Raw genomic sequence first — 25,518 nt, forward strand, 5'->3', positions numbered from 1 at the left:
ATGCAGTTCCCTCCCGGATTCCGGTTCGGAATGGCGACGTCCGCCTATCAGATCGAAGGTGCCGCCGACCTCGACGGCAAGGGCCCGAGCATCTGGGACACCTTCGCCGCACAACCCGGCCGGATCCGTAACGGCGCGGACGGCCGGGTCGCCATCGATCACTATCACCGGTACGCCGAGGACGTGGCGCACATCGCCGCGTCGGGGGTACAGGACTACCGGTTCTCCTTCTCCTGGCCTCGGGTGATGCCCGGCGGCGCGACGGTGAACCCGGCCGGGCTCGACTTCTACGACCGTCTGGTGGACGCGCTGCTCGCGGCCGGGGTGCGCCCGGTGCCCACGCTCTACCACTGGGATCTCCCGCAGGAACTGGAGGACCGCGGCGGCTGGCTCAACCGGGACACCGCGCATCGCCTCGCCGACTACGCCAGTGCCCTCGCGGTCCGTCTCGGCGACCGGATCCACGACTGGATCACCCTCAACGAGATGAACGTCCACACCCTTTACGGGTACGGGCTCGCCGACCATGCTCCGGCTCGCGGACTCGGGCTGGCGGCCCTTCCGGCGGCGCATCATCAGCTGCTCGCCCACGGACTGGCGGTTCAGGTTCTGCGTACGCACGGTGCGACCTCGGTGGGCATCGCCAACCAGCACTTCCCGGTCGCGGCGGCCAGCGAGGACCCGGAGGACCAGATGGCCGCCGAGATCTTCCGGACGCTGACCAACTGGACGTTCTCCGACCCGATCCTGCTCGGCGAGTACCCCGACGAGATGATCCGCGCCGGTGTCGGCACCGAGGACGCTCAACTGGACCGGGACCTGGAGCTGATCGGCGCCCGGCTGGACTTCTACGGCGTCAACTTCTACGAGCCGACGGCGATCGAGGCGCCCAAGGCAGGCAAGGACTACTCGGGCGTCCTCGAGGTCGACATCCCGGAGGGCCTGCCGTTCTCGCCGGTCCCGGTGAAGAGCGACGAGCGCACCGACTTCGGGTGGGCGATCGTGCCGGGCGCGCTGACCGAGATCCTGACCAGCCTCAAGGACCGCTATCCGCACCTCCCCCCGGTGATCATCACGGAGAACGGTGCCTCGTTCCACGACGCCGCCCCCGGCCCCGACGGCAGGGTCCACGACCCGCGGCGGATCGCGTACCTCGACGCCCACCTGCACGCCGTCCAGGACGCGATCGAGGCCGGCGTACGGGTGGACGGCTACTACGTCTGGTCGGCCTTCGACAACCTGGAGTGGGCGGCGGGGTATGACGAGCGCTTCGGCCTGATCCACGTGGACTTCGAGACCCAGCACCGTACCCGCAAAGACTCCTGGTACTGGTACCGCGACCTGATCGCCGCCCAGTCCAGGCCCGCGTAGACCATCCACCACCCACAAAGAGGCGCGGGGCGGTAGAGCGGCAACCCACGGCCGTCTCCACCGCCCCGCGCCGCCATTTCGGCCGCTCGCGTCGTCCCGCGCCGCCATTTCGGCCGCTCGCGTCGTCCCGCGTGCCGCCAAGATCCACGTTGGTTTTTGATCTTCGATTGGATGGGGTGCGGGTCGGGGGGCGGTCCGAGGTCACGATCATGCTCTGTGGGGGCGGCCTCGACGTCCAGCCGCTGGTTTTGGCTGGCGATCCGGGGTGCCTCGGGCCGGTCGGCTGGTGGTCAGGGGTGTCTCGGGCGCTCCGAGTGACCCGTGAACGCCAGCCGCGCCGGGAAAGCTGGCGCTCACGGGTCTCTCCAGCCCGCCGACACACCCCTGAGCACCAGCCACCAAGATCCAACCCGTAGTTGATCATGAAATGTTGATCAAGTCCGGCCAGTCGGGGCCCACCCCGACCGGGGGAAACCCCCATCCCTCACGGAACAGTGGCAGAAAACGGCGATCTTGGCCCGGGGCCCTGTGGACAAACCCCGGCTGTGGATAACCCCCGACCCGGGCCATGACCGAGAACGCTCATCCCGCGACCCCCGCTGGTGGCGATCCCGCCGGAATTGACCGGCGAGGTCCGGGGGTGTCTTCGGGGGTGGGTCAGGGGGCGCGGAGCTGGTTGACGAAGTTGTCGGCGCGGCGGGCCAGGCGTTCGGCGCGGCCCTCCTCGGCCCAGCCGTCGACCAGGCTCAGCAGGGTGCTGCCCTCGACCAGGATGATGAAATCGTCGATGACCGAGGCATCCTCGACGTCGGGGCGGAGCTCGTGCAGGTCGCGGGCCTCGCGTAGACAGGTCTGCAAGTGTTCGCGGATCTCCCGGTGGGACTGGCGGCGCGACGCGGCCAGGCGGGGATGGGAGAGGGCGGCCCCGGCGAAGGCGACGTTCACGTGGGCGTCGGCGGCGCGCTCCTCGTCGATCGGGAGGACCGAGTCGAGGGCGGCGCGGAGACCGGCCAGGCCGAAGAGGTCGCCGCCGATCTGGAAGGCGCGCTCGACGATCCGGTCGTAGACGGCCTGCTGCGCGGCGATCAGTATGTCGTCCTTGCCGCCGAGGAAGTGTGCCAGGACGCTGAGCGAGCAACCCGCCTCGTCGGCGATCGCCCGGGTCGTGGTGCCTTCGACGCCCCGGGCCCGGACCACCCGCCAGGTCGCCGACAGCAGTTCGGCCCTGCGGACATCGTGGTCGACCAGCCTCGGCACGTTTCCCAGCCTACCGAGCGCCATCGATAGCCCCGCCATGGCGCCAGGTAGTGCGCCCCTTCCGGATAAATAACGCGATATTTCGGGCACCTAGGAGGGGTGCCGGGGGAGAGCGAGAGGCAGGAGCCGAAAAGAGAACACAGGAGTCGCACAGGGAGCGCAGGAGAGGGCATGGAGCGCAGGAGGGGCAGGAGCGCGGGAGGGGCGGAAACGCGGGGAGAGCGAGGGAGGGGGCGGTGGGGAGGGGCGTCAGGGAGCGACGGGGGTGGGGGCGGCCAGGTGGCGCAGGCGGCGGGCCAAGGGGATGGTGGCCAGGACGCCGAGGACCGGGATGAAGAAGGCGAACTGGAGGCCGATCGGGGAGGAGAGGGCGCCCAGCAGGACCGCGCCGACCAGGGCGCCGCCGTAGTTGAACAGGTTGACCCGGGCGATGACCTCGTCGCTGCTGGCTGCGGCGAACTCGCCGGCGGCGCTGAAGGCCAGCGGGACCAGGACACCGACGCCGATGCCGGCGATGGCGAAACCGGCTACGGCCGCGCCGGTGGAGGGGATCGCCGAGACCAGGAGGCAGCCGGCGCCGGAGACCGCGAGGGAGCCCAGGGCCATCGGGAGGCGGCCGGCGCGCGGCACCACGTGGTCGGCGACCAGGCGGCTGACCAGCACCGTCGCCTGGTAGGCGGCGTAGCCCAGCGGGGCCACCGAGGACGCGGCGGCGAGGGAGTCCTCCAGGTAGACCGTGCTCCACGTGCTCACGGCCGAGTCGACCAGGAACGCCGTGAAGATGAGCATGCCGCAGACCCAGATCACCCGGCGGACGGCGACGCCGGTCTCGTGGTGGACCACGTGGGAGCGTTCGGTGCGGCCCGGCTCGAAGGCGTGGAAGCCGGCCAGCGCGACCAGGACCGCGAAGGCGCCCGCGGTGCCGACGGCGGTGGCCGCGCCCGCGCCGCTGGCCAGTGAGCCGGACATCAGCAGGGCGGCGGCGATCGCGGCGGCGGTGTACGCGGCGAAGAGTCGGCTCATCACGCTGCGACCGAGCCGGGCCTGTACCAGGACACCCTGCATGCTGAGTGAGGCGTCCACGGTGCCCAGGCCGACGCCGTAGATCAGCAGGATCGCGGTGAACAGGGCGTTAGGGGTGTAGAACGTGGTGCACGCCAGGCCCGCGCCGACCAGCAGCAGGCCGGTGGTCAGGGCGTACCGGCTGCCCCAGCGGGCGGCGACCTGCTCGGCGAGGACCGAACCGCCGGCCGCGGCGACGCAGACCAGCAGGAGGATCGCGGAGACGAACGCGTCGCTCAGGCCCTGGCGGTCCTTGAACGCGGGGAGCGCGGTGACGACCGCGGCGTACCCCAGCCCCTGTGCCGCATATCCGGCGCCGATCAGCCGCGCGCGTGAACCCGGGCTCACCTCAGACATCATGCCTCGCTCTCGGCGGCGCAGGGCGGCGAAAGGGCGGCCACCGGTGTGCTGAAAAACCGGTCACCGAGATGGTGACCGGCCCACATCAATGGTCGTCAGCGCAGCATGCCGGTCGCGGTCGGTAAGGGCAACATCTTCTCTGTAAAAGAATTCACGTTAACCGTGACAGGGCTTCACCGGCGGTCCGCAGCGCGGCGAACGCCTCGGCCAGGCGCCAGGCCGAGCGGTCGCGCGGGCCGATCGCGTTGGAGATCGTGCGCAGCTCGGCGAAGGGCAGACCGAACGTGGACGCGGCCGTCGCGACGCCGTAGCCCTCCATCGCCTCGGCGGCCGCCTCCGGGAAACGGGTGGCCAGCGCGGCGGCGGTCGCGGCGGTGCCGGTCACCGTGCTCAGCGTCAGCACGTCGCCGGTCACCGCCGTGGGCAACGCCGCGCGCAGCGCCTTGACCAGCACCGGGTCGGACTCCAGCACGCTCGTGCCGAAGCCCAGCTCCTCGATCGGCAGGAAGCCCTCCGGCGACTCGGCGCCCAGGTCGGCGGCGATGCTGCGGGTGCCGAGCACGGTGCCGCCCACCTCGGCGCGTCCCACGAAGCCGCCCGCGATCCCGGCGCTGAGCACCGCGCGGTGGTCACCCCGGGCGAGTAGCCGCGCGGTGCCGACCGCGGCCGCCGCCGGGCCGACACCCACGGCCTCCACCGAGGCCAGCTCCGGGTCGATCGCACCGCGGAGGGCGTCGGCCTCGGCGTTCACCGCGGTCACGATCAGGATCTTCCGGTACGCCGTCATGAGCCCTCGCCGTTCTCGGGATCCGCCGCGGAGGACGGGCGATAGACGTGGTAGCCGGGCGGCGCTCCCGAGGGCGGGGTGCGTTCGGCCGCGCTGGTCCTGCGCTCCGCCGCGGGCCGGGTGCCGGTGGAGTCGGGCCGGGTGCCACCGGAGTCGGGCCGGGTGCCACCGGAGTCGGGGCGGGTGCCGCCGGAGACGGGGAGGTCCGCGGGCTTCGCCTTGCCGGAGCGCTTGCCGCCGGGCTTGGTGTCGGGGCGGGTGTCGGGCTTCGGGGGGTGCGCGTCGCGGTCGGTCGAGGGCTTCTCCCGGCGGCGGCCGCCCCACCAGGCGCGGCGGGCCGTCTCCTCGGGCCTGGTGGGCTCCGCGACCAGCGTGGGGTCGCCGGAGCCGCGCTGCGTGGGGTCGCCGGAGCCGCGCTGGGTGAGGTTGCCGGAGCCGGGCTGGATGGGGTCGCCGGAGGCGCGCTGGGTGGGGGTGTTCGGGATCCGGCGGCCGGGGACCGTGGGTGCGGCGGGCCAGGGGTCGATCGGGTCCTCGAAGAGGATGTCGTCGACGTCGGGGGACTGGCGACCGGAGCCGCGTGAACGGGGTGGCCCGCCGGAGGCGCCGATGGTGGCGTCACCTTTTGAGGGGGTGTGCGCAGCGGCGGGCGTACTGGAGGAAAGGGGTTGATCTTCAGGGTCTGGATCTTCGGCGCCACGGCCGTTGAGGCGGTCGCCGCGGGTGCGGGAGGCGGCCCAGGTGGCGAAGGCGGCGGCCATGACGGCGAGGAGGGCGGCGCCGCCGATGCCGAGGCGGCCGGCGAGCGGGACCAGGCCGAGGCCGCCACCGGTCACCCAGGCCAGCATGAGCACCGTCTCGGAGTGGGCGAAAGCGGTCGCCCGGAGACGTTCCGGCACGCGTTCCTGGATGCTCGCGTCGACCGCCAGCTTGGCGATGCCGCTGAAGATCGCGGTGAGCAGGGCGAGGAGGGTGACGGTCGCGAGGTTGAAGAAGACCGCGGTGAGGATCGCGGCGAGAGCGGTGGTCACCAGGCCGCCGGACTGCAGTGCGAGCGGGCGGCGGATGCGCAGGCCGGTGCCGGCCGCGGTGGAGAGGAAGGTGCCGAGGCCGAGCGCGGCGCCGACCACGCCGACCGCCGTGCCGCGGCCGACCTGGAGTCCGAGGAGCCCGGTGTCCAGGCCGCCACCCATGATCGAAAACGTCAGGAAGAGCAGCAGGAAGCCGTAGAGCAGGCGGAGCGCGGAGCTGCCGGCGAGCGCGGCGAGCACCAGGCGGCCGGAGAGCGGGCGGTCCGAGCCACGGCCCAGGCCGAGCACGGTGCGCCAGGCGCGGGGCATCGCCTCGGGCGGGTCGGAGTCGGCGCGCGGCGGCAGGCGCAGCGAGACGACCATGCCGACCAGGAAGATGATCGTGGCGACCCGCAGCGGCCACTGTGGGCCGAACTTGAACGCGAGCAGCCCGATCGGGGCGACCAGCGCGCCGGCGAAGGTGCCGTAGACGCTGGCCCGCGCGCCCACCTGGGACAGTCCGACGCCGGACGGCAGCAGCCGGGGCACGGCGGCGGAGCGGGCCACGCCGTACGCCCGGGAGAGCGCGAGTATGCCGAACGCGGCCGGGTAGAGGCCCCAGCCGAGCAGGTTGTCGGCCATCACGTAGGCGAGGAAGGCCCGGCCCAGCATGGTGACGGCGAGCGCGTACCGGCGCCCGTGGCGGAAATGGTCGAGCAGCGGGCCGACGACCGGGGCGAGGAGCGCGAACGGCACCATCGTGATCAGCAGATAGAGCCCGACCTGGCTGCGCGCCTCGCCGAGCGGGACGCTGAAGACCGTGCCGGCCAGGCCGATGGCGATCAGGGCGTCACCCGCGCAGGAGACGGCGTGCAGGTCGAACAGGCGGATCATGCCGACTTCGTTCGCGGCGCCACGCGCCCGTGCGGAACCGACCCGGCGGGTGGCCCAGGCACTGCCACGCACCGAGCCGCGCACCACGAGGCGGATCGCCTTGATCCCGGTGCCGACGGTGCGTCCGAGGGTGGGAAGCAACGGCATGACAACCATCCTGACGGATACCTACGACAGTCGTCTCAGTCCGACACAGGTTGTTCCGAGCGCGAGGATATGGGGAGTCGTTGTGGCGTTCGTCGACCGGTAGGCAACAATGGGCGGGTGACCTCCAGGACCACCTCTCGCGCCGCCCGACTCGACCAGGTCTGTGCCGATGCCGTCGGGGTGGCACGCGGTGCGATCACCGATGTGGACCCGGAAGACATCGGCGAGCACCTTGAAGCAATCGCCGAGGGCGACCGGGTCGTCACTCACTTCTTCGAGAGCCATCTCGACGGATACCGGGGGTGGCGCTGGGCCGTCACCGTGACCCGGGTCCCCCGCAGCCGGCACGTCACGGTCTGCGAGACCGTGCTGCTGCCCGGGCCGGACGCTCTGCTCGCCCCCGGCTGGGTGCCGTGGAACGAGCGGGTGCAGCCGGGCGACCTGGGCGTCGGCGACCTGATGCCGACCGCGCCGGACGACGACCGGTTGGCGCCGGGCTACGTGCTCAGCGACGACGCCGCGGTCGAGGACGTCTCCTGGGAGCTCGGTCTGGGCCGTCCCCGGGTGATGTCCCAGGAGGGCCGGATGGAGACCGCTCAGCGGTGGTATGACGGCGACTCCGGCCCCGAGGCGCCGATCTCGACGGCGGCGCCGCGCAACGCCCGCTGCGGGACGTGCGGGTTCTACCTGCCGCTCGCGGGTTCGATGCGGCGGATGTTCGGCGTCTGCGGGAACCTGTACGCGCCGGACGACGCGCGTGCGGTGAGCGCGGATCACGGGTGCGGGGCGCACTCCGAGGCACTGCTGGCCACGGCGGAGCAGCCGGTCGAGGAGCTGCCGACGGTGTACGACGACAGCGAGGTCGAGGCCGTCGCGGTGAGTCGTGGGCACGGGTCGGTGGAGGCCGGCGAGCCGGGCGAGGACTACGGGCACAGCTGAGGTCCCGCGCGGCTTACGGCGTGACCCGGAACTCCGGGTGGCTGAGCGCTCGGCGCTGACGGCGATGACGGTCGTGCACGATCATCGTGGTCAGGCCGGGTATGCCGAGCAGTAGCCCGGACAGGCACGTCTCGGTCCAGAGCGCGGGCGCGCCCGCGACGGCGCAGACGATCAGCCCGATTGCGAACGCGACGATGCCGCCGATCGCGAACGGGACCATCGGCGGGTCGAGCGGTTCCGGGCGCGGCTTGGTGCCGATCAACGGCGGCGCCGGCTGGTAGCCGGGGGCGACCGGATCGGTCAGCGGTTCGTCAGCCCGGGTCGCGGGAGACAGGTCACTCACTCCGACAGGGTAAGGCCATTACGGAACGTCCCGGCGAAGGACGTGAGAGTTGTAACATCACTCCGCTTTTGCCGAGGTCAGTCGCGTCTGACACCATGCGCGCGTCGTTATATGTGCCAGCTGCGAAGGGTCAGCATGTCCACTCCCGCCGCATTAGATCGCTTTTTCGAGATAACCGCGCGTGGCTCAACGGTGAGTCGCGAGATTCGTGGCGGTTTCGTCACGTTCTTCACGATGGCGTACATCGTCGTCCTCAACCCGTTGATCCTCGCCGGTGGCGCCGACGCGAAGGGCGCCCACCTGCCCATCGCCGCGCTCGCCGCCGGCACCGCGCTGGTCGCCGGCGTAATGACGATTCTGATGGGCGTGGTGGCCCGCTTCCCGCTGGCACTCGCCTCCGGCCTGGGTGTGAACGCGCTGGTCGCGTACGAGATCGCCCCGCAGATGACCTGGGCCGACGCGATGGGCCTGGTGGTGATCGAGGGTCTGCTGATCGGTCTCCTGGTGCTCACCGGGCTGCGTACCGCGGTGTTCAAGGCGGTGCCGACCCAGCTCAAGACCGCGATCGGGGTGGGCATCGGCCTGTTCCTGATGATCATCGGGCTGGTCGACTCCGGCTTCGTCCGCCGTGTGCCGGACGCCTCCGGCACCACCGTCCCGGTCGAGCTCGGCCTCGGCGGCAAGCTGCTCACCTGGCCGACCCTGGTCTTCGCGATCGGCCTGCTGCTCACGCTGGTGCTCTTCGTCCGCAAGGTGAAGGGCGCGATCCTGATCGGCATCCTCGGCACCACGGTGCTGGCGATCATCGTGGAGGCGGTCGCGCACCCCGGTGACTGGTCGCTGAACGTGCCGAAGATGCCGGAGAAGGTGGTCAGTACCCCGGACCTCTCGCTGCTCGGCCACTTCAACGTGCTCGGCTCGTGGCAGCACGCCGGCTGGCTGGTCGTGCTGATGTTCATCTTCACCCTGCTGGTGGCGGACTTCTTCGACACCATGGGCACCATGGTCGCGGTCGGCCAGGAGGGCGAGATGCTCGACGGGGAGGGGATGCCGCCGCGGACGCGGGAGATCCTGCTCGTCGACTCGATCGCGGCGGCGGCCGGCGGTGCGGCCAGTGTCTCCAGCAACACGTCGTACGTGGAGAGCGCGTCGGGTGTCGGCGAGGGGGCGCGTACCGGCGTGGCGAACCTGGTCACCGGCGGGCTGTTCCTGCTGGCCATGTTCCTCACCCCGCTGGTGCAGGTGGTGCCCTTCGAGGCGGCGTCGACCGCGCTCGTGGTGGTCGGCTTCCTGATGATGACCGCGGTCCGGCAGATCGACTGGACGGACTACACCATCGCGGTGCCGGCGTTCCTCACGGTCACGCTGATGCCGTTCACGTACTCGATCTCCAATGGCATCGGGGCCGGGATCGTCTCGTACGTGGTGCTGAAGGCGGCCACCGGTAAGGCACGGGAGATCCACCCGATCCTCTACGGTGTGGCTGTCCTGTTCGTCCTGTACTTCGCCCGGGGTCCCCTGGAATCCTGGGTGCTCTGAGCTTGAGGTTCTCAGCGGCCGTCACCGGGAGTACGCGAGCCCGGTGACGGCTGTCATACATGTCAAGAATGTCGTTAGCCATGCTCATTAGCTAGGCTAAGGATCGTGATGGAGCGGGTGATGACGACGGAGCGAACAGCGGCGGAGCCGCTGGCCAAGACGCTGCGCGAGGCGATCATCCGGTTCAGCCGGCGAGTGCGGCAGGCCCGTCCGGTCGGAGACCTGACGTTCAGTCAGCTCTCCGCGCTGACCAGCCTTCAGCTGCACGGCGCGCTGACGCCGCGGGAGCTCGCCGACGTGGAACGCGTCCAGCCGCCGACGATGACCAAGATCGTCGGAAAGCTGGAGGAGCGCGGGCTCGTGGCGCGTACACCCCACCCCACCGACGGGCGCCAGGTCATCCTGGCCGCCACCCAGGAGGGCCGGGATGTGTACTCGCTGAACGAGCGGCTCCGGAACGAGTGGCTGGCCGGCCAACTGGACCGGCTGACCCCCGAGGAACGGGACATCCTGGCGCGCGCTGCGGAGATCATGCAGCGGGTCGCACGGGGCTGACCCGGCGTTTTCCTCAAGCCCGCCGCGGTCGTTCCGCTTCGTCACACGACGATGACGCGTACGACGAAGCGAGGGGGCGGCACCGCATGCGCGCAGTGCTCAATTCGACATTCCGATCCCTGGGAGTCCGGAACTACCGCCTCTTCGCCGTCGGCCAGCTGATCAAGCTGATCGGGGTGTGGACGATGTTCACCGCCCAGGACTGGCTGGTCCTGGAGCTGTCGGGTAACTCGCCCGGAGCGCTCGGTCTGGTCACCGCCCTGCAGTTCGTCCCGGTGATGCTGCTGACGCTCTACAGCGGCCGTCTCGCCGACCGGTACGACAAGCGGAAGCTCCTGGTCGTGGCGAACGCCGTCTTCGCCGTCTTCGCGGTGGCCTTCGCGATCCTGGTCGCCTCCGGCATCGTCGAGCTCTGGCACGTCTTCGTCTTCGCGGTGCTGTTCGGCATCGCCAACGCGGTCGAGACCCCGGTCCGGCAGGCGTTCGTCTCCGAGCTCGTCGAGTTGCCGCTGCTCCCGAACGCCCTCGCCCTCTCCGCGGCGACCTTCAACACCGCCCGGATCGGTGGGCCCGCCCTCGCCGGCGTGCTTCTCTCCGTCATCAGCACCCGCTACGTCTTCCTCACGGTCACCGTTCTGGCGATCGCTCCGGTCTTCACGTACGTCCGGATGAGCACCGCCGACCTGTACGGATCCAAGCGCAAGCGCGGCGGCGACGCCCGGGTGCTGGACGGGCTCAAGTACGTCGGGAAGCGCACCGACCTGCTGCTGCCGATCTGCCTGATGGCCGTGGTCGGCATGATCGGGTTCAACTTCCCGGTCACCCTGGCCGCCCTCGCGAAGATCGACTTCAACGCCGGCGCGTCGTCGTTCGGCCTGCTCACCACGGCTCTGGCCGTCGGCTCGCTGATCGGGGCGCTGGCCGGGAGCATGCGGCGCAGCCGGCCCGGGGCGTACCTGGTGATCGGTTCGGTCTTCGGTTTCGCGGTCTTCGAGTTCGCCGTCGGCTTCGCGCCGTCCTTCCTGACCGCGGCGCTGCTGCTGGTGCCGACCGGGTTCTTCTCGATCTTCCTGGCCCAGGCCGCCAACCACCGGGTGCAGATGGGCGTCGACCCGGAGTACCGGGGACGGGTGATGTCGCTCTACGTCCTTGTGTTCCTCGGCACAACGCCGATCGGGGCATCCCTGGCAGGCTGGTGGGGCGAGCGTTTCGGAGTAGCGTCGAGTCTCTGGGGTGCCGGGATCGTCTGCGTCGTGGCGGCGGTGGTGGCTCTCGTGTGGCAGCTGCGCTCGAGTGGCGACCGGCTACGGGTCGAGATGCTGCCCCGGCCGCGGATGCACCTGCTCTCCGCTCCCGCTCCGGATTCTTCTCCAGAGCCGGAGTCGGCTTCCTCGGTGGCGGCACGTGCCGAGCAGCTCACCGCGGTGGTTCCGGGGCAGGCCGAGCCGATCGAGCGCCCGGCCGCAAGGGTTTGACCCGCGTGCCACTCGACCGGGTGGCTTTAAGGAACCTGGCAAGTAGGTAGTTGGCAGATCAGGTCCGCCGAATGGGTGTATGTGAGTCGGCTGTTTCGGGCTTACGTTCGAATGCGTGGCGATTGCACAGCTGGTTGTGCTCTCTGCGGCCCTGGTGACGCTGGTGGCGTTGCGGTGGGCCGCCGCTGCGGTGCGGCGGCCTGCGCCCCGCCGTCCCGCCGGTTCGGGTCATCTGCTCCGGCGCGTGTCCACCCCGAGTCGCGGGCGACGACGCCCGCCGGCCCCCACCCGGGCACCTCGGCGTGGATCCGGTCCGGGAGGCTGGGCCCGGCGTCCCTCCCCGCAGGGACGTGAGACACAGGCACGCGACTACCGGCGGCTCGACCGTGAGCTGCCGGAGGTCGACGTGACCACGAAGATGGAGGCGCTGCCCCCGCCCTCGATCGAGCAGCTCGTCCTCGACCTGCGGCGGCTCGCGCGCCAGCGGCGGCACGGCCTGGGCCGGCACTCCGAGGTGATGATGGCCGAGCTGCTCCGGGCGTACGATGCTCGGCTCCGCCTCGCCTGCCGGGCCCTCGGGGTGGACGAGCATCTGCAGCCGCTGCAGGGGATGGACCTGGAGATCGAGCGTCTCCGGGTCGAGGACAGCCTGGAGGCCGCCGGCCTGCCCTTCCGTCAGGAGTGACTGGCCTTTCTCGGTCGTGCCTTTCTTGACCGGGCCTTTCTCGATCGCGCGTTTCTCGATCGGGCCTTTCTTGATCGGGTTGCCGGGCCGTTTGCCGGCCGGTTTCCGTCGGCCGGTCTTCGGCTGGCCGGCGCGGGCGGCGGGTTCAGCAAGCCGCCACGGGAGGCGGCGTGCCGGTGGTCTACTGCTCAGGGAGAGCACTTCTCAGCGGGTGAGGACCACATGATCATTGAGGGTGACCGGCTGTCCGCCGAGCGGGAGAAGCTGGCCTCGCGCCGCGCCGCCCAGGCCCGGGACACCGCACGGAGCACGATGTCGCTCGGGCTGACCGGTAACGCCGGCGCCACGACACCCCGCTCGGCGATCCCCATCCTGCGCTGTCACGAGCTGGCCCGGACGATCAACTTCTACGGGCTGCTCGGCTTCCGCGCGGTCACCATGCCGGGGTATGCGGTCCTGCACGCGGGCAACGTCGAACTCCATGTCTCGGAGACCACCGACTACGTTCCGGGCGGCTGCCTGATCCATGTCGGGGATGTCCGGGCGGTCTGGCACGAGCTCAACGGGCATGGGCTCGCGGCGCTGGGCTCGATCGAGCAGGAGTTCGGCCAGATCGGCTTCACCGTCCTGGACCCCGACGAGAATCAGGTCCGCATCACCGGCCCGATGCCCTGACTGGCCGTTTTTTCGTGATTAATCCGTATTGAATCGGTGGTGGCGGGCGGCGTCTGTGCACGCGCGCGCTGCCTGGGCGCGTACCCCTGCGGTGTGAGGCGAGCGGATGGTGTGGCTCTGCGGTGGGTGACGCGTCCTGCGGTGTGAGGCGAGCGGATGGTGTGGCTCTGCGGTGGGTGACGCGTCCTATCGCGTGAGGCGGGTGTATTCGCCGTCCGCGCTGCTGACCAGGGAGAAGCCGGTGACCTGCCACGGTGGGCCGGTGTAGCCGGAGAGGGCGGTCAGCAGACGCCGGTCGAAGCGGCGGTAGGAGAGCGTCAGGTGGGGGCGGAAGGGGCGGGCGTCGAGCGGGAAGCCGGCCTCGGTCAGGGACTGCCGCACCGATGAGTGCAGCGCGGTCAGGGCCACCACGTCGCCGGAGAGACCGGTCCAGATCACCTCGCCGAAGCGGCCGCCGCCGGTCAGGCGCAGGGAGAACGGGGCGGGGGGCGGTACGTCGTCCAGCGCGCGGATGACCTCGGGCACGCGGTCGTCGTCGACCTCGCCGAGGAACGCGAGCGTGACGTGCCACTTCTCCGGTGCGGTGTGCCGGACCCCGGAGGGCAGGGCGCCGCGCAGATCGTCGAGCGCCTCCCCGGTCGGGAAGGCGGCGACGAAGAGACGCGTCAGGAGGACTCGCGGGCCGCGGGGCCGCCGCCGAAGAGGACGTCGTCCCAGCTGGGGAGGCGCTTGCGAGGCTTGTTCTCCTCGGTGGACTCGGAGCCGGCCTGGGTGGACTGGCCGACCGTGCGCCGGGGGCGCAGCACCGCCAGCGACGGGACGGCCGGGACCTCCTTGGGGAGGTCGGAGTCGTCGTCGAAAGCCGAACCGGAACCGCCGCCGAGCAGGGCGGCGGCGCCACCGCCGACCGGGCGCCGGGCGGCCGGGGAGACCGGCTCCAGGCCGCGGCCGGACGAGCCCTCCAACGGGCGGTCGAGCGAGGCGAGCAGGGCGTCGCGGCCGGCGCGGATCGGGTCACGGCCGGGACGGGCCGGGGAGATCGGGCGGGCCGGCGCGTCCGCGGCGGGCAGGCCGTGGCCGCCGCGCGAAGGCTCCCGGACCGGGCCGGGCAGGCCGTGGCCGCCGCGCTCGGGAACCGGGTCCTGGCCGAGGATCTGGGTGGGGCGCTCGGCGCACAGATATTGCGCCATGTCGTCGTGCGGCGCGACCACCTGGCGACCCTTGTCGAGGTCCCAGATGGCCTGGGCGGTGGCCTTGCCGGACGGCCAGGTCGCGACGATCCGCCAGGTGCCGTCGTCCTTGCGGAACGCGTCCCAGGAGATCTTCTCGGTGTCGATGCCGTGCTGGGCCAGGCGGCTGTCGACCACCTCGGAGAGCGGCTGACCGGAATCGGACGTCTTCAGGCGGGTGCGCCGCGCGTGCTGTGCCAGCATGGCGCGCTCCTGCAGCACCGGGCCCGCGTAGCGCAGGACGCGGTCGACCGGCACGTTGGCGATCCGGGCGACGTCTTCGGCGGACTCGCCGGAGCGGATCCGAGCCTGGATGTCGCGGGGTGAGAGCGAGGGCGCTGCCGACTCGGAGGGGGCGATCAGGGCGACCGCCGTCCCCGCGGGCGTGGGGCCCTCGGTCAGGACACCGGCCACGCGGTCGTCGATGGGGAGAGCCAGTAGGCGGCCCACCTCGTCGGCGAGCACGAGGGCATGTCCGTCCTCCGAGAGGGCGACGAAGCGTACCGGCCGCATGCGTTGCCTCCGTCCCGTCGCGTTGGCCTGTGTTCCCGAGAGTCAGTCACCCGGGCGCGTTTCGGAACACGGTACGCGCCCTGGTCCCCCGATGGGGGTAAGCCACGCCGTCAAAGTGGCTGACCAGCGGAGATGATCTTCATCCTTTTCCGCGATCATCTGCCATTCAAACCCTTTATTCCTATGCGTAGTTCTTCCGGTACGCAATGAGGCGCGTCACCGGCTGGTTCTCCGGGGTGTGTCCGTGGGGGTCGAGACACCCCGGAGAACCAGCCAAGGCGGTGGGACGCGTTACGGCACTGCGGCGGCACGGGCCTTGCGAAGCCGCTCGGTGCCGCCTTTTGAGCGCGGCGGGAGAGGCGACGGCGTACTCAGGAAAGCTTTTCTACGACGTAGTCGATGCAGGTGGTGAGAGCGGTCACGTCGGCCGGGTCGACCGTCGGGTAGAGAGCGACACGGAGCTGGTTGCGGCCCAGCTTGCGGTACGGCTCGGTGTCCACCACATCGTTGGCACGGAGCACCTTGGCGATCGTCGCCGCGTCCACGCCCTCGGCGAAGTCGATGGTGGCCACGGCGGCCGAGCGCAGCGCCGGATCGGTGACGAACGGCTCGGCGAACGACGACCGGTCGGCCCAGCCGTAGATCGCGGCGGCACTCTCCGCGCTCCGCTTGACCGCCCAGGAGAGGCCGCCCTGCGCGTTCATCCAGTCCACCTGCTCGGCGGCGAGGAAGACCGTGGCCAGCGCCGGGGTGTTGTACGTCTGCTCCAGGCGGGACTGCTCAATAGCGGTCACCAGGTCGAGGAACTGCGGGATGTACCGCTTGCTCGCCTTGATCTCGTAGGCCCGCTCGATCGCGGCCGGGGAGAAGAGCGCCAGCCAGATGCCGCCGTCCGAGCCGAGCGCCTTCTGCGGTGCGAGGTAGTAGACGTCGGTCTCGTTCAGGTCCACGTCGAGGCTGCCGCCGCCCGAGGTGGCGTCGGTGAGCAGGAGCGACCCGGGGTCGGCACCGGCCACCCGGCGGACCGGCACGGCCACACCGGTGGAGGTCTCGTTCTGCACGGTGGCGTAGACGTCCACGCCGGCCTCGGCGGTCAGGTACGACGCCTGGCCACCCGGCGCGCGGTGCACGGTCGGCTCGCCGAGGAACGGCGCGTCGGTCACGGCCTGGACGAACTTGGCGCCGAACTCGCCGAACTCGGCGAACTGCGCCTTCTCCCGGACCAGGCCGAACGTGGCGACCTCCCAGAACGCGCTGGTGCCGCCGTTGGAGAGGATCACCTCGTAGCCGTCCGGGGCCGAGAAGAACTCGGCGAGGCCTCGACGGAGCCGCGCGACCTGATCCTTCACCGTCTTCTGCCGGTGGGAGGTGCCCATGAAGGTGCGGGAGACGGCGGAGAGGGCCTCGACACCCTCGGGGCGGACCTTGCTGGGGCCCGAGCCGAAACGGCCGTCTACGGGTTTGATGTCGTCGGGGATCCGGATGTCAGCCACGGTCACACATTATGCGGGAGCTGGGACCAGCCCTCGACCTCCGACGGCTTACGCGGGCCGGCGCCCACGTAGCGGTTGCTCGGGCGCATGATCCGGCCGTGCTTCTTCTGCTCCAGGATGTGCGCGCTCCAGCCGGCCACCCGGGCGCAGGTCAGCATCGAGGTGAACATGTGTGCGGGGACCTCGGCGAAGTCGAGCACCACGGCGGACCAGAACTCCGCGTTGGTCATCAGCACCTGGTCGGGCTTGCGGGCACGGAGCTCGGCCTCGCCGGCCCGCTCCAGCGCCTCGGCGATCTCCAGCCGGGGCGCACCCACCTCGCGCGCGATCCGGCGCAGGACCTTGGCCCGCGGGTCCTCGGACTTGTAGACGCGGTGACCGAAACCCATCAACCGTTCGCCCCGGTCGAGGACGCTCTTCACATACCCCTCGGCGTCGCCGGAGCGCTCCACCGCCTCGATCATGTGCAGCACCCGGGAGGGCGCGCCGCCGTGCAGCGGGCCGGAGAGGGCGCCGATGCCGGAGGAGATGCAGGCCGCGGCGTCGGCGCCGGTGGAGGCGACCACCCGGGTGGTGAAGGTGGAGGCGTTCAGCCCGTGCTCGGCCGCGGTGATGAAGTACGCGTCGACGGCCTTGACGTGCCGCGGGTCCGGGTCACCGCGCCAGCGGCGCATGAACCGCTCCACGATGGTCTCCGCCTTGTCGATGTCCTTCTGCGGGACGGCCGGCAGACCCAGCCCGCGGGCCGCCTGGGCGACGAAGGAGAGCGCGGTCACCGAGACCCGGGCCAGGTCGCGCCGGGCCTGCTCGTCGGTGATGTCGAGCAGCGGGGAGAGCCCCCAGTACGGCGCGAGCATGGCCACCGCGGACTGCACGTCGGTCCGGATGTCGCCGGAGTGCACCGGCACCGGGAACGGCTCGGCGGGTGGCAGGCCCGGGCCGAACTTGCCGTCCACCAGCAGGCCCCAGACGTCACCGTAGGAGACCTGGCCGATCAGATCCTCGATGTCGACGCCGCGGTACCGCAGCGCGCCACCCGCCCGGTCGGGCTCGGCGATCTCGGTCTCGAACGCGATGACGCCCTCGAGGCCCGGCTTGAAGTCGGACACGGCACTCCCCTGGGAGACGTGAGCTGCGGTGAGTGATTCATCCTGCCTCCCGGGTGACGGCCCGGTCGACCCGCGGCGATTGTGCTCTCGATGACACCCATCCTGGTTCACGCGGCGGATCATGTTATTTGTTTGAGCGTCTTGTCGTCAGGAGAGTTCGTGCCCGCCGATCCACCCTCACCCGCCGGGATGCGCCGGGACTACACCGCACAGGGGCCGCTGCTCGCGCTCGCCGAGGAGTGGACCGACCAGTTCGCGGCGTGGTTCGCGGACGCGCTCGCCTTCGGGTTGCCCGAGCCGAACGCGATGATCGTGGCCACCGCGTCCGGTGACGGGGTTCCGTCCGCGCGTACCGTTCTTCTCAAGGGATATGACAGCTCCGGTTTCGTATTTTTCACGAATTATCAGTCGAAAAAGGGTGCGGAGCTTGCGGAGAATCCGTACGCCTCGCTCGTCTTCCCCTGGTTTCCCATGCAGCGGCAGGTGATCGTCGCCGGGGCGGTGTCCCGGGTCTCGCGGGCGGAGACGGAGGAGTACTTCGCGTCGCGGCCCCGCGGATCGCAGTTGGGCGCGTGGGCGAGCCCGCAGTCGTCGGTGGTGCCGTCGCGTGCCGCGGTGGACGACAGCTTTTCGGATTTTGTGGATAAATTTCCGGATTCGTCTTCAGTGCCCGCTCCGCCCCACTGGGGGGGATTCCGGGTCGTGCCGACGACGATCGAGTTCTGGCAGGGCCGGACCAGCCGCCTGCACGACCGGCTGCGGTACCGCCTCTCCTCCCCCGGTCTCTCTCCTTCCGGCCTCGTTTCTTCCGGCCTTGTTTCTCCCGGTGAGTGGATCGTGGAGCGCCTGGCCCCGTGAGCGTCTCGTGGATGATCGACACCAAGCCGCTGAACGTCACCACCTTCCGGCGGATGTGGATCGGGACCGGCGCCTCGTACTTCGGCTTCCAGTTCACCTCGGTCGCGGTGCCGGTGCAGATGTACGCGATCACCCAGTCGACCACCTGGGTCGGCCTGCTCGGCGTGGCCGCGCTGGTCCCCCTGCTGATCTTCGGTCTCTGGGGCGGCGCGATCGCCGACGTCGTGGACCGCCGCCGCCTCCTGCTCTTCAGCTCGGCCCTGACGTGGGTGGTCACCCTCGGTCTGCTGGCGCAGGCCGCTTCGGGGGTACGGTCCCCGCACCTTCTGCTCCTGCTGACCGCGATCCAGGCGGTCGGCTTCGCGATCAGCTCGCCGGCCCGTCAGTCCATCGTTCCCCGGATCGTGCCGGCCGAGATGGTCCCGGCGGCGAACACGCTGACGTTCACCACCTCCACCGCGGGCGGCGTGCTCGGTCCACTCGCGGCCGGTCTGGTGATGGGCCTCTGGTCGACCGGGACCGGGGTCACGGTGGCGTACGCGGTGGACGCGCTGCTCTTCACGGTCTCGTTCTGGGCCACCTGGCGGTTGCCGCCGATCCCGCCGGTACTGCTCGCGGCGGACGAGGAACGGCCGTCGGCCGGTCTGCGCGGTATCGCGGAAGGGCTGCGGTTCCTGGTCACCCAGCCGGTGCTGCTGCTCTCCTTCGGCGTCGACCTGATCGCGATGATCTTCGCGATGCCCCGGGCGCTCTTCCCGGCGGTGGCCGCGGACCGGTTCCACGACCCGTCGGCGGTCGGCTGGCTCTACAGCGCGATCGCGATCGGTTCGATGCTGGGCGGCCTCACCTCCGGCTGGGTCAGCCGGGTCCGGCGCCAGGGTGTCGCCCTGATCGGTGCGGTGGTCGGCTGGGGTGTGGCGATCGGCCTCTCCGGGCTCGCCCCGCACCTCTGGATCATGGTTGTCGCGCTCGCCTTCGCGGGCGCCGCCGACCTGGTCAGCTCGGTCTACCGGCAGTCGATCATGCAGACCTTCGCGCCGGACCGGCTGCGCGGCCGCCTGCAGGGCGTCTTCACCGTGGTGGTGGCCGGCGGTCCCCGTCTGGGTGATCTACGAGCCGGTGCCACGGCCGACCTGACCGGCGTCACCGGCTCCTGGGTCGGCGGCGGGTTCGTCGCCGCCGGGCTGGGCCTGGTGCTGGCGTTCAGCTCACCGGCGCTTCTCCGATACCAGCCTGACCAGGAAGCCGTCGGGGACCGATAGTGTCGCGGGTATGAACTCAGACACCGCCGCGAAATCCGGGGTCCAGTGGTCGATCGAGGCGGACGGTCGCCGAGCCGTCCTGGCCGAGGTCGGTGGCACGTTACGTGGCTTCTCGTCGGAGGGACGGGAACTGCTCGACGGCTTCGGCCCGGACGAGATCGCCCCCGGCGCGGCGGGTCAGATCCTGGCGCCCTGGCCGAACCGCATCCGGGACGGGCGGTACGACTTCGAGGGCGTGACGTACCAGCTGGCGCTCACCGAGCCGGCCCGGAACAACGCCATCCACGGGCTGGTCAACTGGGTGCGCTGGCGGGCCACCGAGCAGTCCGCCTCGGCGATCACCCTGGAGTACGACCTGCCCGCCCAGGTGGGGTACCCGTGGTCGCTGACGCTGCGGACCCGCTGGTCGGTCTCGGCGGACGGGCTGCGGTGCGTGCAGGAGGTCGTCAACAGCAGCGACGCCAACGCGCCGTGGGGGTACTCCGTACACCCGTACCTGCGGCTGCCCGGTGTCCCGGTGGACGACACCGTGCTGCGGGTGCCGGCCAAGACCCGGATCGTGGCCGACGCCCGCCTGCTCCCGGTCGCCGCCGTCAAGATCGCCGGGACCGAACACGACTACAGCGAGCCCCGGCGGATCGGCGAGGCGGTGCTGGACACCACGTTCGGCGACATCGACTTCGGCGCCGACGGGATCACCACGGTCACCCTGGCGGACCCGGGCTCGGGCGCCTCGATCGACGTCTGGGCGGACGACAAGTTCAAGTACTGGCAGGTCTTCTCCGGCGACACCCTGCACGGCGAGCGGCACCGCCGGTCCGTCGCTGTCGAGCCGATGACCTGCCCGCCGGACGCGTACCGCTCCGGGCGTGACCTGATCGTGCTCGCTCCGGGCGAGACCTGGACGACGGCGTGGGGTATCCGCGCCTGATGGAGTTCGACGAGGTGATCCGCCGGCGGCGGATGGTCCGGGGGTACGACCCGGACCGGCCCGTTCCCCCCGATCTGGTCGACAAGATCGTTCGGCACGGGTTGCGGGCGCCGTCGGCGGGTTTCTCGCAGGGCTGGAGCTTCCTGGTCCTGACCGACCCGTCCGATCGTTCCCTGTTCTGGTCGGTGACCGCGCCGTCGTCCGCACCTTCCTCGCCGTCCTCGCAGCCCTCCTCGCCTCCCGTGTCGCCCTCCTCGCCCTCCTCGCCTCCCGTATCGCCCTCCTCGCCTGCCGGTTCCTGGATCGCTCGGATGAGTACCGCGCCGTTGATCGTGGTGGCTCTGTCGAACAAATCGGCTTATATCGAGCGATATGCGGAATCGGACAAGGGCTGGGACGACCGGGACGAGTCGCGCTGGCCGGTGCCGTACTGGCACATCGACACCGGGTTCGCCGCGCTACTGATGCACCTGACCGCCGTGAACGAGGGCCTGGCCTCGTGTTTCATCGGGCTGCCGGCCGATCGGACCACGGCGTTCCGGGACGCCTTCGGGGTGCCCGGGGAGTTCACCCCGGTCGGCGTGCTCACGGTCGGCTATCGGGGTCCCGACAAGAGGTCACCGTCACTGAGGCGCGGTCATCGCCCGGTGGACGAGGTGGTGCATCATGGCCGGTGGGCTACGGCCGTAACGCCGTCGCCGCCCCGCGAGGGCTGACCGGCCCGCGGCTACGCTGGGGCATGCGGAGGACCGACTCACACCGAAAGGGGCAGCCGCCGTGATCTTCAAAGCGGTCCGGGACGGAGCCCCGTACCCCGATCACCACACCACGCTGAAGGCGTGGGCGGAGATCCCGCCTCGGCCGATCCGGCTCGCCGACCTGATCACCACCAAGCGGGAGCTGGCACTCGACAAGCTGCTCGCCGAGGACTCGACGTTCTACGGCGATCTCTTCCCGCACGTGGTGGAGTATCACGGCGCTCTGTATCTGGAGGACGGCCTGCACCGGGCACTGCGCGCGGCACTGCAGCAGCGGAACCAGATCCACGCCCGGGTGCTCGTGGTGGGGGACTGACCCGGGGTTCACTGGGGCTCAAGCCGGTCGGCTCTCATGCCGGCCGGCTTTGTTCTGTCCCGGCTTCATCACGGGTCGGTGTCGCCGGGCCCAGCGGATGCGAATTGTCGTACCCCCTCCGTACCGTTGGGTCATGGCCAACTCACCCGATGTCGAGGAACCGACGACGGAGTACCCGGCCGTGTCCGATGAGGCCGCGCCGGTCGTTCTTCCAGAGCACAAGCCGAGCTTCTTCGCCCGGCTACTCATCTTCGTCGGCTTCGTCTTCGCACTGATCGTCGCGTCCTGTCTCGGGCTGCGGGCGATGAACGTGCTGCCCACGTTCGACAACCCGTTCGCCGAGCAGACCACCGACCGCAGTCAGCCGGTGCTGCTGCAGTCCATGCGCGACCTGCATCGGTACGTCGCCGCCGACGGCACCTTCCAGGTCATCGTCGACCTGCAGCAGAACAAGGACAACATCCCCGACTTCCTGATCAACCGGCGGATCCTCTTCGTCGGCACGGGCACCGTCGAGGAGTATGTCGACTTCTCCGCCCTGGACGGCGACGCCCTCAAGGTCGACAACGAGAAGATGACCATCGAGCTCACCCTGCCCGCGCCGGAGCAGTCCGCCGCCGCGCTCGACATGGCGAAGAGCGAGGTGGTCGAGGAGGACCGCGGCCTGCTGACGGCGATCGGCGACGCTTTCCGGAGCGACACCGACAAGCAACAGCGGGTGTACGCCGAGGCCCAGCAGAAGATCACCGAGGCGGCCAAGTCCAGCGGGCTGGACGAGCGGGCCAGGCAGAACACCCAGTTGATGCTGCAGAGCCTGTTCGCCCGGCTGGGCTACACGACGGTGACGGTCACTTTCGCCAGCCCGTAACCCGCAGTTCCACCCGGCCGGGTCCGACAGCGGTTCGTCACCGCGGTCGGCCCCGGCCGTCTTGCCGCCTGGAGCGCTCGCCCCGCTCGGAGAGCCCGGCTCGTCCGCCCTGCCCGTCCCGCCCTGCCCGCCCGGCTCGTCCGCCCTGCGCGCCTCGCTCACCCTGCTCGCCCCGCCCTGCTCGCCCCGCCCTGCTCGCCCGTCCTGCTCGCCCCGCTCGGCTTGCCCGGAGAGTCCGGCTTGTCCGCCTCGCTCAGCTCGCTCGGAGTGCCTGGTTTGCCCGGATTGTTTGCCTCGCCTGGCTCGCTGGGGCGGGTGGCGTGGTGTGGTCCGGTGTGGTTGGCCGGGGTGCCTGGTGATTCTTGTGTGTGGAGAGGGGTCGGGCCGGCCAGGGGAGTGGCCGGCCCGAGGGGGTGGAGGGGGAGGCTTGGGTGGTGGGGTTACTCGCTGGGGATCAGGGCCCAGAGGATCAAGTAGGCGATGAACTGGGGGCCGGGGAGGAGGCAGGAGAGGATGAACAGCAGGCGGACCATGCCGGCGGAGAGGCCGTAGCGGCGGGCCAGGCCGGAGCAGACGCCGGCGATCATGCGGCTGTCGCGGGGGCGGGTGAGAGTGCGGGTCTTGAGGGGGCTCACGGTCATCCACTCCTTTGCGGTGGCCGGGACGCTGTGTCCCAGCCACTTCGACGGTAAGCACGGGAGCGGGGCCGTCCCTCGGTCCAGAGGTGGAGACGGGGGGCCGTGCTCCCGTAAGGGTGACCCGTACCCGGAAGCCCTTCGCTGTTAACCTGTAGCCGATTTGCGGGGGCTCCCACCTGCGGTTCGGGCTTTTCTGATGAGACAAGCGGTGATGATCCGGTGACGCTGGCCATCCTTTATGCCTGCGCCGACGAGCACGATCCTTCCATCGCGCCGGGGAGCCCGGATGAGGCGAAGGTCCCGGGGCCGGAGGTTCCGGCGGCGAAAGCCGCGGACGGGGCGAATCCGGAGGTAGCGGAACCGGATCGTGCGGCGGAGTCCGGTGCGGGGCTTGGCGCGGAACCCGGTGCGGAACCCGGCGCAGGACCCGTTGCGGGGCTCAGCGCGGGGGACGCAGGCTGGCTGGCCTACGACCTCGCGGCGGCGTTGCGTGCGGCCGGGGCGACCGCTGTGGACCGGGTCGTCGTCGGGGAGGACCTCGGGGCGTGGCTGAAAGAGACCGCCCGGCGGGCCCGTAACGCGAACGTGCCGCTGCTGCTCTGTGCGGATGATCTCGTCGCGCACCACAGTCTCCTGTGGATGCTGGCGACCGATCCGGGCGGGCGCAGTGCCGTTCTGGTCGCCCCGGACGAGCACGGCGACCTCCACGAGGAGCGAGGGCGCGTGACCGCCGCCGGAATGGGCACGGCCGGGGGCGTGAGCGCGGCCGCGAGTGTGGCCGCGGGTGTGGGCGCGGCCGGTGATGCCGGCGTGGACGCGGGAGCCGCCCGGGGTGCTGGGGCGGCCGGGAGCGTCGGCGGGGGTGCCGGGGCGGGGACGTTGCGGTATCTCGGGGCGATGTGTCTGGCACCGGCGGATCTGCCGCTGCTGGAGAAGGTTGCGGAGCGGCCGGATCTGCTGGCGGCGTTGCTGGAGGAGGGGCTGGTACCGGTCGCGCTGCGGGTGCGGCTGCTGCACGCGGAGCGGGTGCGGGACAGTGCGCAGCTCGCGGCGGCGCGGGAGCGGCTCGCGGCGATCGACGAGGACGCGGCGCGGCTCCGGCTGGCGGTCAAGGAGCAGGACGACTTCTTCACCACGTACGCGGTCAGCACCTGGTCGCCGTACGTCACCAAGCTCGCCGCCCGGCTGAGCCTGAGCCCCACCGCGGTGACCGGGCTGTCGGTGCTCTTCGCCGGCGCGGCGGCGCTGCTGTTCTGGCAGGCCTCGGCGTTCGCCATGGTCGGCGGCGCGGTGCTGCTCTACCTCGGCTTCGTGCTGGACTGCGTGGACGGGCAGCTGGCCCGGTACACCCGGCGGTTCGACGCGTTCGGCGGGTGGCTCGACACGATGGCGGACCGGGCCAAGGAGTACCTGGTCTACGCGGGGCTGGCGGCGGGTGCGGATCGGCTCGGGCTCGAGTATGCGTGGCCGTTAGCGATCACCGCGATCACCCTGCAGACGGTGCGGCACATGACCGACACCTGGTATGGCGCCCTGCACGACGAGGCGGCGGCCCGGCCCCGGCCGCAGGTGGCCGGCGGGGTCGGCGCCCGGCTCACCGCGGTGTCCCGGATGGCGCAGAGCCGCCGTGGGTCGGCCGTCTACTGGGGCAAGCGGATCGTGGTCTTCCCGATCGGCGAGCGCTGGGCGTTGATCTCGGTCGTGGCCGCGGTCGCGGGTGGGCGGGCGGCGCTGACCGCGGCCGTCGGGTTCGGGGTGCTGGCGATGCTGTACACGCTGACGCTCAGGTCGTTGCGCGCCCGCTCGATGCGGGTCGGTGTGCTGAACACTGTGGACACCGCTCGGCACCGGGATGACGGGGTGCTGGCCCGGTTCGGGTTGGGCCGGGCCGGAATGGATCACCCACTGATCGTCACGGCGGTCGTTGTGGCGTACGCGATGGGCGGTGTGATCTCGGCGGAACCGCTGCTGACCGGCATGCTGGCGGGCGGCATCCCGGCGGTGCTCGCGGCGGGCATGACCGCGCGGGCCCGGCACGATCGCGCGCTGGACTGGCTGGTGCCGGCGGCGCTGCGTGCGGTGGAATACCTCTTCGTGATCATGGCAGGTCTGGTCGGTGCGGTGGCCCCGCCGGTGGTGTTCCTGCTGCTGCTCGTGCTGGCGCTGCGGCACTACGACCTGACCGCGCGGATGGAGAAGGGCGCGCCGGCGACCGGGGCGAAGCGGGCGGTACTGGGCTGGGAGGGCCGGACCGTGCTGCTGCTGGCCGCGACGCTGGCGGGCTGGGCGACGGCCGGGATGGTCACCCTGATCGTGTTGATCTCGGGTGTGTTCCTGGTCACTGCGGCGGGGGACTGGCGGGCCACCCGCAAGCGCTGAGGCCTCCCGGGTGACCTGACAAAGTCACCCGGCGAAATGTCGCATGTTGCTGGGAACGAGCACAC

At 70.9% G+C, this 25,518-nt stretch carries 24 protein-coding genes; 14 read left to right on the forward strand and 10 right to left on the reverse strand.

Features of this window, described 5'->3' with window-relative positions; translation table 11 throughout:
- Positions 1–1,371, forward strand: a complete 1,371-nt coding sequence (locus AB0M08_RS26925) for a GH1 family beta-glucosidase (RefSeq protein WP_364498678.1) — start codon at positions 1–3, stop codon at positions 1,369–1,371.
- Positions 1,372–2,028: 657 nt separating this feature from the next.
- Here the strand turns inward: AB0M08_RS26925 and AB0M08_RS26930 are convergent.
- From AB0M08_RS26930 to AB0M08_RS26945, 4 genes are all read right to left on the reverse strand, one after another.
- Positions 2,029–2,628 carry a TetR/AcrR family transcriptional regulator gene (locus tag AB0M08_RS26930; protein WP_364498681.1) on the reverse strand — a complete coding sequence of 200 codons (600 nt, stop codon included), beginning with the start codon at positions 2,626–2,628 and terminating at the stop codon, positions 2,029–2,031.
- A gap of 249 nt (positions 2,629–2,877) precedes the next feature.
- On the reverse strand, positions 2,878–4,047 hold the full coding sequence (locus AB0M08_RS26935; RefSeq protein WP_364498907.1) for an MFS transporter: 1,170 nt from the start codon (positions 4,045–4,047) through the stop codon (positions 2,878–2,880).
- 154 nt (positions 4,048–4,201) lie between these two features.
- Positions 4,202–4,837: a futalosine hydrolase gene (locus AB0M08_RS26940; protein WP_364498683.1), complete on the reverse strand. Its 636-nt coding sequence runs from the start codon at positions 4,835–4,837 to the stop codon at positions 4,202–4,204.
- A complete protein-coding gene (locus AB0M08_RS26945) occupies positions 4,834–6,897 on the reverse strand; it encodes an MFS transporter (RefSeq protein ID WP_364498685.1) in 2,064 nt (687 codons plus the stop codon). The genes AB0M08_RS26940 and AB0M08_RS26945 overlap by 4 nt, the downstream gene beginning before the upstream one ends.
- Before the next feature lie 60 nt (positions 6,898–6,957).
- Between AB0M08_RS26945 and AB0M08_RS26950 the strand changes: the two genes are divergently transcribed.
- On the forward strand, positions 6,958–7,827 hold the full coding sequence (locus tag AB0M08_RS26950) for a DUF3027 domain-containing protein (protein ID WP_364498687.1): 870 nt from the start codon (positions 6,958–6,960) through the stop codon (positions 7,825–7,827).
- Positions 7,828–7,840: 13 nt separating this feature from the next.
- Here AB0M08_RS26950 and AB0M08_RS26955 read toward each other — a convergent pair whose 3' ends face one another.
- On the reverse strand, positions 7,841–8,047 hold the full coding sequence (locus AB0M08_RS26955; RefSeq protein WP_364498910.1) for a DUF2530 domain-containing protein: 207 nt from the start codon (positions 8,045–8,047) through the stop codon (positions 7,841–7,843).
- A gap of 234 nt (positions 8,048–8,281) precedes the next feature.
- Between AB0M08_RS26955 and AB0M08_RS26960 the strand changes: the two genes are divergently transcribed.
- The 5 genes from AB0M08_RS26960 to AB0M08_RS26980 all read left to right on the forward strand — a co-directional run bounded on the left by AB0M08_RS26960 (position 8,282) and on the right by AB0M08_RS26980 (position 13,099).
- On the forward strand, positions 8,282–9,709 hold the full coding sequence (locus tag AB0M08_RS26960; RefSeq protein ID WP_364498690.1) for an NCS2 family permease: 1,428 nt from the start codon (positions 8,282–8,284) through the stop codon (positions 9,707–9,709).
- Between the two features lie 120 nt (positions 9,710–9,829).
- Positions 9,830–10,264 carry a MarR family transcriptional regulator gene (locus tag AB0M08_RS26965; RefSeq protein WP_364498693.1) on the forward strand — a complete coding sequence of 145 codons (435 nt, stop codon included), beginning with the start codon at positions 9,830–9,832 and terminating at the stop codon, positions 10,262–10,264.
- 86 nt (positions 10,265–10,350) lie between these two features.
- On the forward strand, positions 10,351–11,739 hold the full coding sequence (locus tag AB0M08_RS26970; protein ID WP_364498696.1) for an MFS transporter: 1,389 nt from the start codon (positions 10,351–10,353) through the stop codon (positions 11,737–11,739).
- A 406-nt stretch (positions 11,740–12,145) separates the two neighbouring features.
- The gene (locus tag AB0M08_RS26975; protein WP_364498699.1) at positions 12,146–12,424 is read left to right on the forward strand and encodes a hypothetical protein; all 279 of its coding nucleotides are present in this window, start codon (positions 12,146–12,148) and stop codon (positions 12,422–12,424) included.
- A 222-nt stretch (positions 12,425–12,646) separates the two neighbouring features.
- A complete protein-coding gene (locus AB0M08_RS26980) occupies positions 12,647–13,099 on the forward strand; it encodes a hypothetical protein (protein WP_364498702.1) in 453 nt (150 codons plus the stop codon).
- A 186-nt stretch (positions 13,100–13,285) separates the two neighbouring features.
- Here AB0M08_RS26980 and thpR read toward each other — a convergent pair whose 3' ends face one another.
- The 4 genes from thpR to AB0M08_RS27000 form a co-directional block, all read right to left on the reverse strand.
- The gene (thpR, locus tag AB0M08_RS26985; RefSeq protein WP_364498913.1) at positions 13,286–13,816 is read right to left on the reverse strand and encodes an RNA 2',3'-cyclic phosphodiesterase; all 531 of its coding nucleotides are present in this window, start codon (positions 13,814–13,816) and stop codon (positions 13,286–13,288) included.
- Positions 13,765–14,841, reverse strand: a complete 1,077-nt coding sequence (gene sepH, locus AB0M08_RS26990; RefSeq protein ID WP_364498705.1) for a septation protein SepH — start codon at positions 14,839–14,841, stop codon at positions 13,765–13,767. Before sepH ends, thpR begins: the two co-directional genes overlap by 52 nt.
- Before the next feature lie 371 nt (positions 14,842–15,212).
- Positions 15,213–16,334, reverse strand: a complete 1,122-nt coding sequence (gene serC / locus AB0M08_RS26995; protein ID WP_364498708.1) for a phosphoserine transaminase — start codon at positions 16,332–16,334, stop codon at positions 15,213–15,215.
- 2 nt (positions 16,335–16,336) lie between these two features.
- A complete protein-coding gene (locus AB0M08_RS27000) occupies positions 16,337–17,443 on the reverse strand; it encodes a citrate synthase 2 (RefSeq protein WP_364498710.1) in 1,107 nt (368 codons plus the stop codon).
- A 189-nt stretch (positions 17,444–17,632) separates the two neighbouring features.
- On the opposite strand from AB0M08_RS27000, the gene pdxH reads away from it, so the two are divergent.
- From pdxH to AB0M08_RS27030, 6 genes are all read left to right on the forward strand, one after another.
- The gene (gene pdxH, locus AB0M08_RS27005) at positions 17,633–18,301 is read left to right on the forward strand and encodes a pyridoxamine 5'-phosphate oxidase (protein WP_364498916.1); all 669 of its coding nucleotides are present in this window, start codon (positions 17,633–17,635) and stop codon (positions 18,299–18,301) included.
- 11 nt (positions 18,302–18,312) lie between these two features.
- Positions 18,313–19,563 carry an MFS transporter gene (locus tag AB0M08_RS27010; RefSeq protein WP_364498712.1) on the forward strand — a complete coding sequence of 417 codons (1,251 nt, stop codon included), beginning with the start codon at positions 18,313–18,315 and terminating at the stop codon, positions 19,561–19,563.
- Positions 19,564–19,573: 10 nt separating this feature from the next.
- The gene (locus tag AB0M08_RS27015; RefSeq protein WP_364498714.1) at positions 19,574–20,494 is read left to right on the forward strand and encodes an aldose 1-epimerase family protein; all 921 of its coding nucleotides are present in this window, start codon (positions 19,574–19,576) and stop codon (positions 20,492–20,494) included.
- On the forward strand, positions 20,494–21,210 hold the full coding sequence (locus tag AB0M08_RS27020) for a nitroreductase family protein (RefSeq protein WP_364498919.1): 717 nt from the start codon (positions 20,494–20,496) through the stop codon (positions 21,208–21,210). Before AB0M08_RS27015 ends, AB0M08_RS27020 begins: the two co-directional genes overlap by 1 nt.
- Before the next feature lie 61 nt (positions 21,211–21,271).
- Positions 21,272–21,568 (forward strand): type II toxin-antitoxin system VapB family antitoxin, encoded by a 297-nt coding sequence (locus AB0M08_RS27025; RefSeq protein WP_364498717.1) that lies wholly within the window; start codon positions 21,272–21,274, stop codon positions 21,566–21,568.
- A gap of 133 nt (positions 21,569–21,701) precedes the next feature.
- Complete coding sequence (locus AB0M08_RS27030) at positions 21,702–22,436, forward strand: DUF4230 domain-containing protein (protein ID WP_364498719.1); 735 nt, start codon at positions 21,702–21,704, stop codon at positions 22,434–22,436.
- Positions 22,437–22,876: 440 nt separating this feature from the next.
- On the opposite strand, the gene AB0M08_RS27035 is transcribed toward AB0M08_RS27030, so the two are convergent.
- Positions 22,877–23,077, reverse strand: a complete 201-nt coding sequence (locus AB0M08_RS27035; RefSeq protein ID WP_364498721.1) for a PspC domain-containing protein — start codon at positions 23,075–23,077, stop codon at positions 22,877–22,879.
- A gap of 216 nt (positions 23,078–23,293) precedes the next feature.
- Between AB0M08_RS27035 and AB0M08_RS27040 the strand changes: the two genes are divergently transcribed.
- Positions 23,294–25,453 carry a DUF5941 domain-containing protein gene (locus AB0M08_RS27040; RefSeq protein ID WP_364498724.1) on the forward strand — a complete coding sequence of 720 codons (2,160 nt, stop codon included), beginning with the start codon at positions 23,294–23,296 and terminating at the stop codon, positions 25,451–25,453.
- Positions 25,454–25,518 lie beyond the last annotated feature (65 nt).

It is taken from the genome of Actinoplanes sp. NPDC051851 (genome assembly GCF_040681165.1).
Classification (GTDB): Bacteria; Actinomycetota; Actinomycetes; order Mycobacteriales; family Micromonosporaceae; genus Actinoplanes.